We start from the raw sequence: 17,285 nt of genomic DNA, 5'->3' as shown, positions 1-17,285 counted from the left end.
GATCAGGTAGATAGGTTGGAAGTGGAAGGCCAGTGATGGTTGGAGCGGACCAATACTAATCGGTCGAGGACTTAACCAAAGAATTGGAAGAGTAAGAAAATGTTTTTCGGAATGACTGTGTTGAAGAGTTTTAATCTATCCAGTTTTGAGTGAGCAAATCACTCAATTAAATACTATGCAGCACCAGTGTGGTGGCGATAGCGAGAAGGATACACCTGTTCCCATGCCGAACACAGAAGTTAAGCTTCTTAGCGCCGATTGTAGTGAAGGGTTTCCCTTTGTGAGAGTAGGACGCCGCCGCGCGATTATTCCGGCATAGCTCAGTTGGTAGTAGCGCATGACTGTTAATCATGATGTCGTAGGTTCGAGTCCTACTGCCGGAGTTCCTGTTTAGGAAATTAAAGTAGAGTAATTGTGAGTGCTTCTTTTTAACTCTGGAGAGTTGTCCGAGAGGCCGAAGGAGCATGATTGGAAATCATGTAGACGGTAAACACTGTCTCAAGGGTTCGAATCCCTTACTCTCCGTTTTTTGTTTGGCCCGTTGGTCAAGTGGTTAAGACACCGCCCTTTCACGGCGGTAACACGGGTTCGAGTCCCGTACGGGTCATTTTTTGATTGGTTTTGGAGGTTTAGCTCAGCTGGGAGAGCACCTGCCTTACAAGCAGGGGGTCAGCGGTTCGATCCCGTTAACCTCCATTGGTTGGTTCCGTGGTGTAGGGGTTAACATGCCTGCCTGTCACGCAGGAGATCGCGGGTTCGATTCCCGTCGGAACCGTTAGTTTTATAAATTTTTTATTGGCGTGGTAGCTCAGTTGGTAGAGCAACGGATTGAAGCTCCGTGTGTCGGCAGTTCGATTCTGTCTCACGCCATTATGGAGGAATAGCGAAGTGGCTAAACGCGACGGACTGTAAATCCGTTCCTTAGGGTTCAGTGGTTCGAATCCACTTTCCTCCATTTAGGGGTATAGTTTAAAGGTAGAACAGCGGTCTCCAAAACCGTTAGTGTGGGTTCAATTCCTGCTACCCCTGCCATTATTTTTATTTTAAATATTTTTTATGGCGATCGTGGCGAAGTGGTTAACGCACCGGATTGTGGCTCCGGCACTCGCGGGTTCGATTCCCGTCGTTCGCCCTTACCTTTATTAAGGTATTTTAGGTAATTGGGGTATAGCCAAGCGGTAAGGCAACGGACTTTGACTCCGTCACTCGTTGGTTCGAATCCAGCTACCCCAGTTTAATTATGGCGGTATAGCCAAGTGGTAAGGCAGAGGTCTGCAAAACCTTCATCACCGGTTCAAATCCGGTTACCGCCTTGCAATAATTAATTTTATGCCGGCGTGGCGGAATTGGCAGACGCGCTGGACTCAAAATCCAGTGCCCGTGAGGGCGTGCCGGTTCGACCCCGGCCGCCGGTATTTCTCTAAAAACAAGACTAATCAGTCTTGTTTTTTTCTATGTTCTGAAAACCCCTAGCTATGCTATAGATTCCAGAGAGCTTGCAGCGTGGTAGTAAAAAAGCCTCCTAAACTGGTAAGATGAAGTTGGTTTCCCGACCACCACATCAAAAAGTTTAGGAGGTACCTTTATGAAAAAGGTTAACAAAAGTTTATCACACACTGTATGGAAATGTAAGTATCATTTGGTATTCGTACAAAAATACAGAGGAAACAATTTTTTGCTTTTTTAGTTTATAAACAAAGCATTGCCACAGTGAATCATGATTCGCCGTCTGAAGTTGTAAAGGCTGCGAAATCTATACGCATTTCTTGATAGGATTGTTCAAAAATTCTACTGGTTCATTTGAGTAGGGAGACTGAAGAGCACCCTTAAATTGTAGTAGAAACGTTCGAAACGTCTTTAAAATAGTTCGATATTTTTCTAGAAGTATCGATTAAAAACAAGCAATTTTTCAAAGTATCATTGATTGTGTTTCTTTATTGCATAAAACAGACCTTACTATAGTTGATAGCCCATTTGCAGTTCAAAGGAAACATGAATCAAGCAATTTACAATCTTAGCTTCTGTTAAGTAAGCCTTGAAACTAGGACACAAAGACGACTTTCATCGTTCAACCTGCTTTTGTCTTTCCTGTATTGCTTCATTAGTTTCACCATACTGCGCAGTTTCGACTCTTTGCTTTGGAAGTAATCGAAGGCGTTTTTCTTCATTCGCTGGTTGCGAAACGCTTTTCTAATGTGCTGGACAATGTAGAAACGGTCAATAATAGGTTGGGCATTGGAAAATAGCTTTTGACCAGTGAAACATGAGGTGTATACATATCGATTAAGATAAATTGCACAGTTTCGTAATTTTCTCTTGAGAATCAGCTGAAATAATATTTAAAAAAAGCAGTTCTGGATTCTTAATGATATCCAATAGATGATGGGGTTCACCATCCATCGTAGTAAAAATCATGTTAAGGCTAATACTGCGGACAGATTAAATTCATTAAATCACAACACTTTGGACAGATGTGTTTGAAACAGATCTATCGGATGATAGAATTGTTTCGTCACACGTTATGAGAAAGAAGTAGACAAGGTTTCTTTGAGAGAGAATCTCGGTTATAGAGGTATTTTAATTTAGGAGAGTGACAAAGGTTCGTTGACAGGCCTTACACTTGAAGCGTTGTTTTTTCAGTTCAAGATACATCCGATATTCGGAAACATGATTCATTAACAACCGTACGATTCTCATCCCAAAATTGTATTAGATTCGAAGCAGAACCAATCTTGTAATAAACACATTCTTGAGGAGAATAAGAGAATTTTCTACGATAGCGTAGAAAATTTTGTCTTTTGTTAAACATATTTCCTTAAAAGTAATATTTTGGTTTAGAGGATTCAACATTTTTTTGATAGGCTGTCTTTTCTATTGCGTTAGATAAAATAGAAAAGATATTGGTGGATTACTAATATCAAAAGGTATAAAGCCTAAAAACACCACGATTTAGAAAATTTCTAGATTATGGTGTTTTTTTATACTTCAATATCTTTAAATTGATAAAATGTAAGTCATTATAAAAAAAATTTGTAAAGACTGACTTATTTAGTTTTATAGAAATTGATTTAATTATTAGGAAGGAAGAATCTAAAAAAAGAAGGGTAACTTTAAAAAAAGTGAATAAGTAATGTAGCGTAGTTTAGAGAAATATCTTTGTATGTTTGACTTCTTCAGACTTTGATTAAACAGTAAAAAAATGTTCTTTGAAATAAATATTAGAATTATAAATCATTTTTGTGTTTTATTTAGTAATTAGTGATAGTAAGAAAGATTAAATGAAGTAATCTAAGGAAATTTTTAATAGTTTAATATAAAAATGGGTTGAATGCGTATTTAGAAATGAAGGAGGAAATAAGTAAGGTAAGGAGGGGAATTTAACAGCTGGGAAAATAGAGGGTAAAATTTTTCCAACTTATAAAAAAAAGTATTATTAATTTAGTTAATATGATAAAATTTATTTTATGTTCTTGATTTTATTTTTGTCAAAAGAATAAAATAAATTTTCTTATATTCTAGTAATTTAAGAAAATTAAGAGAAATAATTATTTAAAAGACGTGATATCTTTACTGTCTATAAATAGTTTAACTCAAAAAAAGTGAATAGTCTATATCAAATTTATTCATTTTCGATATTTTTCCTAAAACACTTGTATTGAAATGGAAAAATGTAGATAAAATTATTAACAGAATTTATAAGAAATAGGATTTAGTTAAGCAAATTAGTATTTATTCAAATTTTATTCATTAGTTAGTATTGATTATTTAGCACTTTTAAATAATCAAAGGTTTTAAAATACGTAATAAATTTAAAGGAGTGATGTTATGATATTATATCTTAATTTTAAGCCGTCAATAAAACCGTCATTCTATTTTAGAAAGAGTGTTGATCTATGAGTAGACGTGGAGAAAATATTTATAAGAGAAAAGACGGACGTTGGGAAGGAAGATATATTAAGGCAAGAAATGAACATGGAAAGATTACTTATGGATATGTTTATGGGAAAAAATATACTATTGTAAAAAATCGTTTAGCAGAATTAAGAGTACAGTATATTGGAAATTACAGTAATTTAACATTGTACGATGGCACAGTAGAGCAATGGATGAGTTATTGGTTAGCAAAATTTATGAATGGAAAAATAAAAATATCTACTTATTCCACTTATAAAACAAGAATGGAGAAATATATATTTCCTGTTCTTGGTTCCAAAAAATTAATAAATCTAACTAGTACACATATACAAGAATTCATATTTCAATTAGAAAACTTAGGATTGTCTTCTCGTTCTATAAATGTAATTTGTCTTGTGTTGAAAAGTGCATTAAATCAAGCTGTAAAAGAAAGCTATATAGTAAAAAATCCGTGTGAAGACATTACTATTAAAAAGAAAGAATATACAAACATTAATGCTCTAAGCATTGAACAGCAAAGAAGAATTGAAAAAAGAGCACTATTTGAAACGGAATGTTCGGCAGCTATCATTGCGCTATACACAGGAATGAGAATTGGTGAAATAAGTGGTTTAAGGTGGGAAGACATTGATTTTGAAAGAAATTTACTCTGTGTTAGGAGAACACTCACAAGGATTTCTTCATTAGATGAAAGAGGAAAGACTCAAATAATTATGAGTTCACCAAAAACAAAAACATCTGAACGGAGTATCCCTTTGGCTACAAATTTAAGAAAGTATTTACTAAAGAAAAAGAAACTGTCAATTTCTGACTATGTGATTTCATGTAAAGACGGCTTTGCCGAACCGAGAGTAATAAATTATCGTTTTAAAAAATTATTGGAAGAAGAAGGATTAGATAATATTAAATTTCATTCTTTAAGACATACTTTTGCGACTAGATGCATTGAGAAAGGAGCCGATATTGCTACTGTGAGTAAGCTATTAGGTCATTCATCAACTAAAATGACTTTAGATATTTATGCAGATTCTTTATGGGAAAGTAGAACACAAGTTATCTCTAATTTAGATAAAATGCTAGAAGGAGGTTAAAATAGTAAAAAAGAAATACGTTAATACCATGAAATTTTATTAGAAGCTTACTTAAACAGGAGTTTTAAAACAAATGGATCTATACAGTAGAATACAACAAGAAAGCAGTCTTAAACAAAATTTTTAAGACTGTTTTTTTATGCTCAAAAAATTAGAAATAAAAATTTCCGCCGTAGAAAAGCAGTCATTTATTTTGAAAACGTAGATATATCAATGCTAAAACGATATTTTCTTATAATACTAGAATATAAGAAAATTAACACAGAAAAATAATCGAAAATAACATTACAACAATTTATATCTGTTTTTCTTATTATAACGTAGTAATACGTTTTTGTTGAGTAATATGAATATGGCTATATAAGTCAGGAGGAATGTAATGTCACAAATTCAAATTCGGGTAGGGTACCTTTTACTAGATGAAAACCAAAATGATTATGTTTCCCGTCTTTGGAATGATGAAATGTACAAGCTATACAATATTAATGATGAACTAGGTAATCCCAAAGATTGGGAGAATAAGTTAGATATTGTTTTGGTAGAAGGGAATCATATTGATAATATTGGTCAAATATGTCAGCAAATAATTGAAATCAAGCAGAATTTGAATGTACTTTTATGGGTTATCTCTTCTGAAAAAATCGATAATACATTTAGGTTATTGTATCTTAGGTTAGGTGCGATTGGGGTTATTGATTCTGAAGATTATTTTAACGAGTTTTATCTTATCTCTAAAAATTTTTCAGAATATAATGCTAAAAAAACTTTTTCTAATAATGAAGTAGAGGATACAATCCAAAAAACTAATAATAGATTGCGTCTTTTCCCAGAGAATAGAAGTATTATTCTTGAAACAGGTGAAGAAATTGAACTAACTAGAATGGAATACAATGTAATTTGCTTTTTATATGATCGCTCTGAAGAAGTAGTGACTTATGAAGAAATTTACAAACATATCTGGTCTGAGGAGACTTCAATGCAAAAGTATCGAGTCAGTTATGTGATATTCAGATTAAGAAAAAAATTAGAAAAAAATACTCGAAATAGAAAATATATTGAAACTGTAAGGTCACTAGGTTACAAGCTTATAGTTGAGTCAACTCTTTAAAAGGAGGTGTAGAGATTGAATATAACTTTTGTTAGTTGTGAAACTGGATAATTTCGAGTGAGGTGATGATTTAAATCTAGTTTCAAACAACTTATCTACTTTAATAAAATTGGAGGAAAGAAATTGAAAAAAATGAGTTTTCTGAAAAATAGTTTGATAGTGGTTTTAGGAATGCTGACCTTAACAGCGGCAGAATTAGTTCTATTTGGAAATAATGGGATGTCTGTAGTAGCAGAAGCATCTTCTGGAGAGGCTACAGTTTCAACAATTTCACAATTTGAAACAGCATTGAAGGATGCTAGTATCAATTCTATTGTATTAAAAAACAGTATATCTTTTACTAAAAATATTACTGGAATTCCTAATAGAGATGTTGTAATCAACGGTAGTGATGATAATGGTGTAGTAATTATCTCAGGACCTTATGGAATTCAAGCTAAAACTAATTACAGTGGTACTAATAATTTTACAATAAAAAATGCAGAAATTGTTGGACACAGTACCTCAGGACGTTTTTTTGAAGCTACTGACGGCTGGAATGTGTTAGTTGAAGATGTCATTTATGATGGCGTTCGATTTGTAAACGTAAGTAATGGAAATTTGACATTTAGTGGAGAAAATAGAATTACTACTTTGTATGAAAATGCTACTGCTCGTCATTTGAAATTTGAAGCAGATTCAACATATACAGGACTGGCTGCAACCAAAAACAATTATCAATCTCCAGCATTTGACTTTAATGGGAAATCAGTTAGTGGAAAAGCCGTTGGAACAATAATTGTTGGAAAAAAAGCAAATGTAAATATTGGTGTAGGTTTAAATACCAATAATTATTCTCGACCAGCATTTCAAGGTAAAGTAACACAAATTGATGTTGAAGAAGATGCAAAATTAAATATTGATGCTGCTGGTGTTGCGTTTCAATTTGCTTCAAGAACTGACTATGCGACTATAAATCCTATTTTTACAATTGGAGAGAAAAGTAAAGTTTCAATTAATGGGCAAGGTGCTGGAAATCAAGCAGCAATGAAGCTTCAAAGTAGCAACACATCAATTAATATCAATCCTAGAGGTTCATTAGTAGTTACGGGTAACAGCACAAAAGCTGTTATTGAAAGTGCTAGAGGAACACAGTTTAATTTATTGCAGGCTGAAAATTTTGAAATTAAAAATAGAAAAATTGGTTCTAAATTATTTTATTCTTTAAATACATCAATAAAAGGTGTGGCAATGCAAAATATAGAAGTATGGAGTCAAACAGGGGGAGATTACCTTGAAAATTCTATGGGAGTCTTTCAAGCTGAAAACTATTTTGTAAGTTTCGGAAAAGTTTATGATAGCCAAATGATTTCAGTTACTGGAGATTTATCACAACAGTTTAGACCAGAGATTTATGGAAAAATTTCATTAAAAGGCGGAAGCTTTTAAATCAAAAACTTTTTAAGTATGTGTGTGGTGTTTTATGGTTAAGAAATGTTGAAGATTCACAAAAGTAGGGAGGTGTAAGTATTAAAACTGGAATCAATCTTTTAAAAATTAGAAACCTATGTATTGTTCTTGGTTTAATCACAATCAGTTTAGTGTATTTTCTTTCTATAAGCTCTGTTGGTGCAGCACCAGCCGGATATCTAGATATAGATGATACGAATACACCTAAAATAAATATTGTTACTCTTAATGGAACTGATCAACACGGTAACGTAATTGAGTTGCCAGGAGAATATGGAACGTATTTTAAATTAACTGATGACGTCACATATGAGGTTGTTGGAGATGATGCATCTAAAGTGATTATTCCAAATGAAACAGTAAATACAAAAATTCATCGGTTTAGTAAGAATACCCAAACTGAACAGAGTGTACTGATTCGGAATGCCGCTGTATATAATGGTAAGCCAATTGATTTAAAATTTGTGATTGATGACATTTCATTCAGTACTAATGCACCTGCTGATCACAATCCATATTTTAATTTCATAGCAGTTGGACCAGAAGATAAAAATAACACAAGTAATCTTCCAGGAGATGCAACCTATTTCGACAATTGGGGTGAGTTCTTCTTATTCTTTGGGAGTACACATGTCTCGGCGACTGGAATGTCAGATGATCTTTATTACGTTGGAGATAATGTTTCTTATCATTATGAATTTTATGATCATGAAACATCTCAGCAAATCGATTTCAAAGGTATTTGGAACTATAACAATATTAATGGTTTGAAAGCTGTGTCAATTCCTCATGCATCGATGGATGATTTTTCAGATTTTTATGTTCGGAGCTTAACCACTCTTGGAATTAAAATGAATCGAAAAGCTGACTCTGATTATAACGGTTATGTAGAATTGTATGGGGTTGGAACAGCTCAAAATCAAGATGTAAGTAAATTATCTCAAACATTTCAAGGGATAAATTTACCAATGAATATGCAAAGAAAAGCAGCTTCTGGTTTGACCCGATTAAGTACAATGGGGATTCTGTATGATCAAGTACCTATTATGAGAATAGCTCCTTCGGTACCAATTGTTTTTGGGGAAAGTAATGATGCTACACATACAGAACCAGATTATCTGAATCTAAAATATTCAATTCAACAAACAATTTCTAAAAATTCAGTTAGAAATAGGAGTACAACTTTTCAGATTAATACTGAAGTACCATCCTATTATGATATTGATTTAAATAAAATAAAAATTACTGAATATGGTGATTCAACCAACAAAGATTTAGCAAGTCGTTTCAATATCAGTTATAACGGTGGTGACCGAAGTAAGGTAATTATTTCAGCAAAAAATTCTACTTCTGAAGAATTTGAAGGAACTGTATATGAAATTCATGTAGAGGCAGTTCCAAATGCAACATTTGATTTTGAGAACAACAAAGATGAATACGGATATCAATCTAATGGAGTCGACAACGGATATATGACGAATTTTGAGATGGCCGGAGTGCGAACCGTTGCCTACTATACATTCGACAATCCAGTACGTCCATTATCTGGAAAATTAGAATCTCAAATTATTGAAGGCCAAACAAAATCACGTGTTCGTTATAATGGCGTACCTTATGCAGATCCAAGAGATAATATCTCTTATCCTAAAGATACCGATTTCAGCAACTTTGGTGAAGAAGATATTAGGAAGAATCTTGTAGAAAATATTCGTCTCGATACTGAAAATGAACTCTTAGATGGTCCAGTACAACTGAGTATTAATCAGAATAAATTACCAGACACCTCTGTTCCGGGTGAAGTAACTGTCTATGTTGTTTTGACATCAAGTCAAGGAGTAATTACCGAAGTACCTGTTAAAGTAATGATAACTGATTCTCAAACGTTAGCGGCAATTACTGTCCAATTTTTGAAAGAAGATGACAGCATTGTTCATAATGAGATTATTCTATCCGATAAAACGGTGGGAGAAACGGTTAATTTACAAACAATAAAAGAAATAACAACTGCTATTCAAAATATTATAGACGATGATTATAAACTAATTAGCAGGCCATCAGATGAGCAATCTGTATTAGTAAATGCTGGTGGTACCGTAGTTCAGTACAAGTTTAGTGGAATGCTGAAGTTAAAGTCAGCACCAAGTGTTATTAATTTTGGAATTCATGAACGGGATATTAATGCAACGGCAATGCGAATCAATAATCCTGAATACGATAAAGACTTGATAGTTCGTGATACAAGAGCAGTAAGAACACGATGGACTTTAACAGCAGCTTTAACTTCTCCCATGCAAAGTACTGATAAGAAAGCAACGCTTACAGATTCAATCCGATATGTTTATAACGGAAATGAGATTGTTTTAAACAGCGGAGATCAACCAATTATGGAACATACAAATCCCGATGATGCTCCATGGAATGTTAGTGATACATGGGAGAAAACTGAAAAAGGTGATGGGTTAAAACTTGATGTAGTTCCAGTAGAAATAACCCAGCTAGGTATTTATCAGGGAGAAATTTTGTGGAAATTGTCTGCTACACCATAACGAGTGAGGAGAGTAAAATGATAAAAAAGAATAAATTTGTCGCTTTGTCGCTTTCCTCCATAGTTATGACAGCTCTGCTATTGATACCGTTGAAGGTGTCAGCAGAAGCTGTCAATGGTGGACAGGTGGCAACAGAAAGTGTAATTACTTTTTATGAAGATGAATATGAACAAAAAAGCAGTAGTAGTAGTAGTAGCAATAGTATGTCTACAGAAGACAGCAGTTCTAAAGTCATCGTTGCTGAAACAGCAAAGCCTAGTGGAAAGTTACCAAATACTGGAGATTTAGTGCAAGGCTCCATTGGAATAAGTGGAATCTTACTGCTAGTTGGGGCTTTACTATTGTTTGTTAGAAAAAAACAAGGGGGGAAGGCTAGTTAATGAAGATTATTAAAAATATATATTATTGTTCATTTCTATTCCTTCTCTTGTTAAGTAGTGCAACTACAGGAAAACTTGAAGCGCTAGCGGAAGAAAATATTGGAAAAACAGATGGAAGAGTCGAAGTTATAGGAGATATTCCTAAAGAACCAATTGATCCCGAAATTCCAATTAATCCGGTTGATCCAGGTCCAGGTCCCTCTACAGATGGTGATTTAAGATTTGATTTTGTTTCAGCTTTTAATCTTGGTAGAAATAAAATTACTTATGAAAAAGAACGCTTGTATCATGTTAATGCACAGTTGTTTCATGATGGTACACCAGCTCGAGGTAACTATGTACAAATTACAGATCAGCGCTCTGGTTCTAAAGGCTGGTCCTTACAAGTAAGACAAGAACATCAGTTTCAGAATGACGTTATTCAAAAACAAGAAGAAAAAGAATTACGCGGTGCAGTGTTTAGTCTTGACAATGGATGGGCTAATTCACCTTTCTCAGCTGAAAAAGCACCAGAAGTAACACGAGATACAATAGAAATAAATGAAATAGGTATAACGTATAACGTAGCGGTAGCGACTCCCGGCAGTGGTAAAGGTACTTGGACAATTGAATTTGGTGCATCAGAGAACAATTCAAATGGACAAATGAATACCTTATTTCCAAAGACAAATGAAGATGGCAGTGCTGTTTTAGATACAGCCTTTGAAAATCAGCAGGTTTATGGCAATAAAGCCGTATCCTTATCCGTACCGATGACCACTAAGCTTTATCCGGTACAGTATCAAACGGTGTTAACTTGGATATTAGCCGAGTTACCATAAATAAATTTGAAAACACATCTAGGAGGAAAAAAATTTGAAAACAAGATTATTATGTACAACAGCTTTGGCAGCAGTAATGGCAGTATCTTTAGCGGGAGGAACAGTAGTTCACGCGGCTGAAGATTCAGCAGTGGGAACTGGGGTTTTGGAGGTAATTGAAAACACTGACTCTAATGGTAAACCTGACCCGGAAGATCCAGACAAAGAAGTAGATCCTAAAGATCCAGGTGATGTAACTGAAACTGGAAATCAAGGACCAATTACTATTGACCGGATTGCCCGTTTAAACTTTGGTCAATGGAAATTGGATGTAACACCAGGAGAAAAAGTAATCCCAGCAGAATCGATTGCTGGAACTCAAACAGATCCTGCAAATCCAACTGCAGCTGGAAGAGATGTTTTACGTGGTCCTTGGGTACAGTGGACAGATAAAAGAACAGGGACAAATCATAAGTATACAATTAATGCGAACATGACAAAAACTTTCACGTTAAAAGGCTCTACTGATACAATTGATAAAGCAAAAATTGAATATACTAATGGTTTGCTGAACTCTGCTCAAGATTTAGCCAACTGGCCAACTACTGATGTATTGAATTTCACTTTGTCAGAAGCTGGTGGAAAACAACTTGTATTTGATAACAATGCATCTACTGGTAGTGTTGGTATTGGTACGTGGACTGCAGAATTCGGTCAATCAGATGAATATAAAACAGAAACAAATAAACGTGGTGACTCATTTAAAGGTGAAGCAGATAACTCAGTCTTCCTTAAATTTGATGGTGGACAAGCTTTGAGTAAAGGCGTTTATGAAGCAGAAATCACTTGGACTATCGAGTATACTCCATAGTTTTTACTTTGAAGTCAGGTTGGAGTTATCCAACCTGACTACTTTAAAAGAAATAAAATATATAATTAAATCAACAGTTAAGCATGGTATTCAATAGTTGTCGAATGTAAGGATACTAAAAAATCGACAAGAGTTGCTGTCTTATTAGTTTGTTGAAAAAGGATGGAATACATGAAAAGACTACAACAATACATATTTCTATTTTTTATTATGTTCTTTGGTACGATGATGTTCCAACAGCAAGCATTCGGAGAAGAAAGCGCCACTTCAAATGAAATGCTGGAAGCACAAAGTTTTGTTTACGAAATTAAATATCCGGAGAACCAACAAGATGATTCGGGTTATTTTAACTTGATGATTGAACCGGGCAAACAACAAGTCATTCAAATTATTTTAAGAAACTTATCTGATAAAGAAATTGATATCAAAGTGGATCTTAATGGTGCAAAAACTAATTCAAATGGTGTAGTTGAGTATGGACCAAATGAAATTGAAAGTGATCCCTCTTTAAAATATGATTTTACAGATATTGTGAAAGCTCAGGAGATAGTTACATTACCTGCTAATGGAGAAATGCCAGTTGATTTTACTATTACAATGCCCGAGGTGAGCTATGATGGACTCATAGTGGGAGGAATCCAGCTTCAACAAATTGAGAAAGAAGAGGATGAAACAGATACAACTGGCAATAAAGCGAACATTGTTAATAGATATGCATATATTATTGCATTAGTTCTTCAAGAAACTAATGTTGAAATTCAGCCAGATTTAGTTTTGAATAAGGTGTCCGCAAGTCAATCAAATTATCGTAATGCTATTGCTGTGAATGTTTCTAATGTTGCGCCTGTTTTTTTGAAAGATTTGATGATGGAAGTACAAATCAGCGGAAGTAACAATGATGAAGTATTGTTTGAAGCAAAAAAATCAGCAATGAAGATGGCACCTAACTCTTTTATGGAGTTTCCGGTGAGTATGAATGGCGAACAAATGAAGCCTGGTGAATATAAAGCCAAGATACTTGCGACTTCAGGAAGTAAAAAATGGGAATGGACAGAAACATTTACAATCAGTAAATCAGAAGCAGATAAGTTTAATCAAGATGACGTTGGAATTGTGCAAGATACTGGATTAGATTGGCTGTTAATTATCAGTATTATTGGGGGGATTATACTGGTAGCTGCTGTAGTATTTTTAGTTGTTCATCAATTACGGAAAAAGAATAGAAGAAAACGAAATGGGAAAAAAAGTAACAGGAAATAGTAAAGGAATGGGAGATACATTGAATGATAACCTTACAAATTATTTTTATGAGTATGACATGCTTAGCAATTCTACTTATACTCATTTTCCTTGTACTGTTATTTCTATTTCTTCAGACTGGAAAAAAAATAAAAAGATTACAAAGAAAAAGAGTTAAAAACCCGAAAAAAAGAAAAAGATTGGCAATAGTAAAGAAGAAACTTAAAAAAAACAAAAAAAGTTTTAGAAATAAATTGATAGTGACACTGATTTGCGCCGTATTAACTGCTGGTGGAGCATTTTGGATTTCGTACTATCAGTCTATGAGTCTTACAGAAGAGGATTCTAAATCAATAGTAAAAAGCTATTATCTACTAAACGATTTTGAAGCACAATTGGAAGAAGCTGGAGTAGGAGTTGAAGCTAAAGAAAAATTGGACGCTAATATACGTTACTTAACAAGCATGATTTCAAGTTACGGAACTAAGAAGGCAAGTATTGTGAATAGCATTGAAGGACAGCTGGTGATTAATCAATACTATAATATGATGCAAGAATTAGGTGCGAACGCGATCCGTGTTGTAGGGAGCTTTTATGAGAATCCAGAATTAGTTGAGGAGTACAAACAAGATATTGAGAAAGTGAAACGTTACCAAAAAAAAGTTATGACCTTCTATAAAATTGATGAGGAAGCTTTGAGAAAGCAGGCACTTGATTGAGGCAATAGATATGGTAAATAAGGAAAAAAAAATTTATAGTCAGAAATCAAAAAAAAAAATCAAAACAAATCATAAAAAAGAATTAGTAAAAAAAAAGCGTCATAAAAATTTCAAAAGTCTAAATAAAAAAAAATTGAAACGAAAAAAAAGAAAGAAGTCTCAAAAAATCAGATTTCTTATAAAAAATTTGTTAATTGAGATTGGAGTAACAATGACACTTGTTAGTTTGTTTCTCTATATTCTATCGTTGTTTTTATTTAGTATACAAAAAATTGATAATTACAGTATGTTTCCCACGCTACAAGTAGGAAATCATGTATTTGTTGCAAAGCAAAGTTTGATTAAACATTTAGATTTAGTTTGCTTGAAACGAAAGAAAAGCGGAAAAATTGAAATTCGAAGAGTTGTTGGTGTACCTGGAGATAAAATAGAATATGAAAATGATACATTATTTGTAAATGGAGAAAGCAAGTTAGAGCCATTTTTACAATTTGAAAAAGAAGAAGCAGAAAGAAATGGCGGTGTTTATACTGCTGATTTCCAACTTCTTAAGATTATTGGGGAAGTGAAAATACCTGAAAGAAAATACTTTTTGTTGGGGGATAATCGACCTTATACCCATGATAGTCGTGACTATGGGGTAATAGACCATTCAGAGATTATCGGAGTTGTTAAGTTTGTTTTTTAGTCATTATTTCTTTTTAAAAATAAAAATAATTTTGTTAATTGTAAAAAAAGAGTTGCAAAAATATTTTTTATAATATATAATAACTTTAGTTATTTAATAAGTGTATATTAAGTGTCAAAAAATCGCTTATAAATGACTTTGTGCTTGATTTATAAGTTTGAGCACATTTGAAAAATGGAACTAACTAGAAAGTAGTTATAAGTTATGTAATTATTTTTCTAGCTTAGTATATAAAAGAATGTAAAGGGGGATTTACTGTGGGATTTGTTGATTACTGGATGTTGAATGCTTTCAATATGGTAGAAAAATGGAAACAAATTATGGCTACTTTAGGAAACCACTAAAATTTCGCTGTGACGAAAGTAAAAAGGAGGTGCACTTATGATTTCAGGAATTATTACTTGGATTGGCCTAGGATGGTCTGGTTTTTGGACAATGGTTTCAGGTGTTATTGGTATTTTCTCTTAATCCAAACCTGAGCAAAGAGCTTGAGGTTGTTTAATCTCAAGCTCTTTTAAAATAAAATATAAGTAGGAGGTACTAACATGATTTCAGGAATTATTACATGGATTGGTTTAGGCTGGTCTGGTCTGTTAACTATGTTAACTGGTATTATCGGAATTTTCTCTTAATCCAACCTTTAATAAAAGAGCTTGGGATTTTATAGATCCAAGCTCTTTTTCTATACCAATAAATAAAGAATAGTGGGGGAAAATGAAAAAAATAATAAGAAAATTATCGTTTGGTCCAACGATTTTGGCAATTGCTTTTATGATTATTCAGGTTTTTGCTGATTTATACTTGCCGACTTTAACATCAGATATAATCAATAAAGGCGTGGCAAAAGGAAACATCAATTATATATGGCAAACGGGATTTCTGATGGTTGGCTTTTCTTTATTTGGAATTATTGCTTCTTTGGGAAATACATATTTTGCAATAAAGGAATCTCAGAAACTTGGAAGAAATCTACGATCGGAGATTTTCAAAAAGGTAGAGTCTCTTTCTGTTAGTGCCTTTGACCAATTTGGAACAGCATCATTAATTACTCGAACAACTAATGATGTAACTCAAGTTCAAATGGTTGTACAGGTATTTTTATGCTTAATGATTAACGCACCAATCATGCTAATCGGTGCTAGTTTAATGGCGTATAACAAGGACCCTCAATTAACAAAAATTTTCTTTATAGTACTTCCGCTTATGGGGGGGCTTGTAGGTACTATTTTATATTTTGCAGTACCATTATTTAAAACTGTACAGAGAAAAATGGATCGTCTGAATCTAGTTTTTCGCGAAGGATTGACAGGTGTAAGAGTTATTCGCTCTTTTGTTAGAACAGACTATGAAGAACAACGATTTAAGGAGGCAAACAGAGGCTATACTGAGACTGCTATCAAAGTAAATACATTAATTAGCATAATGATTCCATTGATGACCATTATTATGAGTATAACCAGTATTCTTATTATGTGGTTCGGTGCTCATTATGTTGCGCAGCAAAAATTAGAGGTAGGTAATTTAATTGCATTTATGACGTATGCCATGCAAAGCTTGATGAGCTTTATTATGCTAGCAATGATTTTTATCATGGTTCCACGAGCACAGGCCTCCGCTGAACGAATTAATGAGATTTTAGAAGCTGAAGATGTTGTTTTAGATTCAAAAAATCTAGAAAAATTTCCTGATAATCAAGGTCAGGTTTCATTAATCTTTGACCATGTGAACTACTGCTACAAAGGGGCTGAAGATTCAGCATTGACTGATATTAGCTTTTCATTAGTTTCGGGTAATAGAATGGCAGTGATTGGTGGAACAGGTTCAGGTAAGACTACATTGGTTAGTTTAGCTCTTCGATTCTATGATAGTACATCAGGAGAGATCTGTATTAACGGTCAGAATATAGGCAGCGTAGCGCAGGAGGAGCTAAGACAGCGAATCAGTTTTGTTCCCCAAAAATCTGTTTTATTTTCTGGAACAATAAGAGAAAATATGCAATATGGTTATCCGAAGGCATCGGACGAAGAGATTTGGAAAGCTTTAAGAGTTGCACAAGCAGATAGTTTTGTTTCTGAATTAACCAATGGATTGGATACTTGGGTGGAACAAGGTGGAAATAATTTTTCAGGTGGGCAAAAACAACGGTTGGCAATTGCTCGTGCATTGATTAAACCTGCTGATATTTACATATTTGATGACTCATTTTCTGCACTTGATTTTAAAACAGATGCTAAGCTACGCGCAGCTTTAAAAATGGAACTCGTCAAAGCAGTTGTTATAATTGTTGCACAAAGAGTAAGTACTGTTATGGATGCTAGCGAAATATTGGTTTTGGACGAAGGAAAAATTGTAGGAAAAGGAAAACATGAAGAATTATACAGAAGTAATGAAACATATCGGGAAATCGTCCAATCTCAATTGGGAGAGGGGGAAGCTATGTGACTAAAGAACAACCTGTTTCTGCAGAAGAAAAACACAA

Annotated in this window: 11 protein-coding genes, 12 tRNA genes, 1 rRNA gene and 1 pseudogene; all 25 read left to right on the top strand. The window is 33.8% G+C overall.

The window, feature by feature from the left end:
• Nucleotides 1-187: 187 nt before the first annotated feature.
• The 25 genes and pseudogenes from rrf (at nt 188) to AC1Z3K_RS11345 (ending at nt 17,248) form a co-directional block, all read left to right on the top strand.
• A 5S ribosomal RNA gene (rrf, locus tag AC1Z3K_RS11465) occupies nt 188-303 on the top strand.
• 6 nt (nt 304-309) lie between these two features.
• Nucleotides 310-383 (top strand) — tRNA-Asn (locus AC1Z3K_RS11460).
• Nucleotides 384-436: 53 nt separating this feature from the next.
• Nucleotides 437-525, top strand: a tRNA-Ser gene (locus AC1Z3K_RS11455).
• Between the two features lie 10 nt (nt 526-535).
• Nucleotides 536-607 (top strand) — tRNA-Glu (locus AC1Z3K_RS11450).
• 16 nt (nt 608-623) lie between these two features.
• A tRNA-Val gene (locus AC1Z3K_RS11445) sits at nt 624-696 on the top strand.
• 6 nt (nt 697-702) lie between these two features.
• Nucleotides 703-775, top strand: a tRNA-Asp gene (locus AC1Z3K_RS11440).
• Between the two features lie 22 nt (nt 776-797).
• Nucleotides 798-870: transfer RNA gene (locus AC1Z3K_RS11435), tRNA-Phe, on the top strand.
• A 4-nt stretch (nt 871-874) separates the two neighbouring features.
• Nucleotides 875-955: transfer RNA gene (locus AC1Z3K_RS11430), tRNA-Tyr, on the top strand.
• 3 nt (nt 956-958) lie between these two features.
• Nucleotides 959-1,032: transfer RNA gene (locus AC1Z3K_RS11425), tRNA-Trp, on the top strand.
• Between the two features lie 27 nt (nt 1,033-1,059).
• Nucleotides 1,060-1,132: transfer RNA gene (locus AC1Z3K_RS11420), tRNA-His, on the top strand.
• Between the two features lie 29 nt (nt 1,133-1,161).
• A tRNA-Gln gene (locus AC1Z3K_RS11415) sits at nt 1,162-1,233 on the top strand.
• Between the two features lie 9 nt (nt 1,234-1,242).
• A tRNA-Cys gene (locus AC1Z3K_RS11410) sits at nt 1,243-1,313 on the top strand.
• 18 nt (nt 1,314-1,331) lie between these two features.
• Nucleotides 1,332-1,415: transfer RNA gene (locus tag AC1Z3K_RS11405), tRNA-Leu, on the top strand.
• 170 nt (nt 1,416-1,585) lie between these two features.
• Nucleotides 1,586-1,663: pseudogene (locus tag AC1Z3K_RS11400) on the top strand (IS200/IS605 family transposase); the annotation flags it as partial.
• A gap of 2,230 nt (nt 1,664-3,893) precedes the next feature.
• Complete coding sequence (locus AC1Z3K_RS11395; protein WP_426082308.1) at nt 3,894-5,006, top strand: tyrosine-type recombinase/integrase; 1,113 nt, start codon at nt 3,894-3,896, stop codon at nt 5,004-5,006.
• Nucleotides 5,007-5,385: 379 nt separating this feature from the next.
• Nucleotides 5,386-6,114, top strand: a complete 729-nt coding sequence (locus AC1Z3K_RS11390; protein ID WP_461732786.1) for a winged helix-turn-helix domain-containing protein — start codon at nt 5,386-5,388, stop codon at nt 6,112-6,114.
• A 132-nt stretch (nt 6,115-6,246) separates the two neighbouring features.
• Entirely contained in the window at nt 6,247-7,542 is a 1,296-nt protein-coding gene (locus tag AC1Z3K_RS11385; protein WP_426082490.1) for a pectate lyase-like adhesive domain-containing protein, read from the top strand.
• Between the two features lie 152 nt (nt 7,543-7,694).
• Nucleotides 7,695-10,109, top strand: coding sequence for a hypothetical protein (locus AC1Z3K_RS11380; protein ID WP_426082310.1), 2,415 nt, complete (start codon nt 7,695-7,697; stop codon nt 10,107-10,109).
• A gap of 17 nt (nt 10,110-10,126) precedes the next feature.
• Nucleotides 10,127-10,489 carry an EF2685/EF0750 family sortase-dependent surface protein gene (locus AC1Z3K_RS11375; RefSeq protein ID WP_461732785.1) on the top strand — a complete coding sequence of 121 codons (363 nt, stop codon included), beginning with the start codon at nt 10,127-10,129 and terminating at the stop codon, nt 10,487-10,489.
• Nucleotides 10,489-11,310, top strand: a complete 822-nt coding sequence (locus AC1Z3K_RS11370; protein WP_426082312.1) for a WxL domain-containing protein — start codon at nt 10,489-10,491, stop codon at nt 11,308-11,310. The genes AC1Z3K_RS11375 and AC1Z3K_RS11370 overlap by 1 nt, the downstream gene beginning before the upstream one ends.
• A 34-nt stretch (nt 11,311-11,344) precedes the next feature.
• The gene (locus tag AC1Z3K_RS11365; protein WP_461732784.1) at nt 11,345-12,160 is read left to right on the top strand and encodes a WxL domain-containing protein; all 816 of its coding nucleotides are present in this window, start codon (nt 11,345-11,347) and stop codon (nt 12,158-12,160) included.
• Between the two features lie 171 nt (nt 12,161-12,331).
• Nucleotides 12,332-13,420, top strand: coding sequence for a WxLIP family cell surface protein (locus tag AC1Z3K_RS11360; RefSeq protein ID WP_461732783.1), 1,089 nt, complete (start codon nt 12,332-12,334; stop codon nt 13,418-13,420).
• Between the two features lie 23 nt (nt 13,421-13,443).
• Nucleotides 13,444-14,118, top strand: a complete 675-nt coding sequence (locus AC1Z3K_RS11355; protein ID WP_426082315.1) for a hypothetical protein — start codon at nt 13,444-13,446, stop codon at nt 14,116-14,118.
• A 10-nt stretch (nt 14,119-14,128) separates the two neighbouring features.
• A complete protein-coding gene (lepB, locus tag AC1Z3K_RS11350; RefSeq protein WP_461732782.1) occupies nt 14,129-14,806 on the top strand; it encodes a signal peptidase I in 678 nt (225 codons plus the stop codon).
• A gap of 714 nt (nt 14,807-15,520) precedes the next feature.
• Complete coding sequence (locus AC1Z3K_RS11345) at nt 15,521-17,248, top strand: ABC transporter ATP-binding protein (protein WP_426082317.1); 1,728 nt, start codon at nt 15,521-15,523, stop codon at nt 17,246-17,248.
• Nucleotides 17,249-17,285: the final 37 nt, after the last annotated feature.

This window comes from Enterococcus sp. LJL128 (assembly GCF_056924295.1).
The sequence above is the reverse complement of the archived record's forward strand: the minus strand, read 5'-3'. Positions and strand labels throughout refer to the sequence as shown.

Excerpts from the sequence above, each read along its gene's own strand:
- AC1Z3K_RS11360 (WP_461732783.1), top strand. The coding sequence starts at position 12,332 with ATGAAAAGACTACAACAATACATATTTCTATTTTTTATTATGTTCTTT.
- AC1Z3K_RS11375 (WP_461732785.1), top strand. The coding sequence starts at position 10,127 with ATGATAAAAAAGAATAAATTTGTCGCTTTGTCGCTTTCCTCCATAGTT.
- lepB (WP_461732782.1), top strand. The coding sequence starts at position 14,129 with ATGGTAAATAAGGAAAAAAAAATTTATAGTCAGAAATCAAAAAAAAAA.
- AC1Z3K_RS11345 (WP_426082317.1), top strand. The coding sequence starts at position 15,521 with ATGAAAAAAATAATAAGAAAATTATCGTTTGGTCCAACGATTTTGGCA.
- AC1Z3K_RS11390 (WP_461732786.1), top strand. The coding sequence starts at position 5,386 with ATGTCACAAATTCAAATTCGGGTAGGGTACCTTTTACTAGATGAAAAC.
- AC1Z3K_RS11385 (WP_426082490.1), top strand. The coding sequence starts at position 6,247 with ATGAGTTTTCTGAAAAATAGTTTGATAGTGGTTTTAGGAATGCTGACC.
- AC1Z3K_RS11355 (WP_426082315.1), top strand. The coding sequence starts at position 13,444 with ATGATAACCTTACAAATTATTTTTATGAGTATGACATGCTTAGCAATT.
- AC1Z3K_RS11370 (WP_426082312.1), top strand. The coding sequence starts at position 10,489 with ATGAAGATTATTAAAAATATATATTATTGTTCATTTCTATTCCTTCTC.
- AC1Z3K_RS11395 (WP_426082308.1), top strand. The coding sequence starts at position 3,894 with ATGAGTAGACGTGGAGAAAATATTTATAAGAGAAAAGACGGACGTTGG.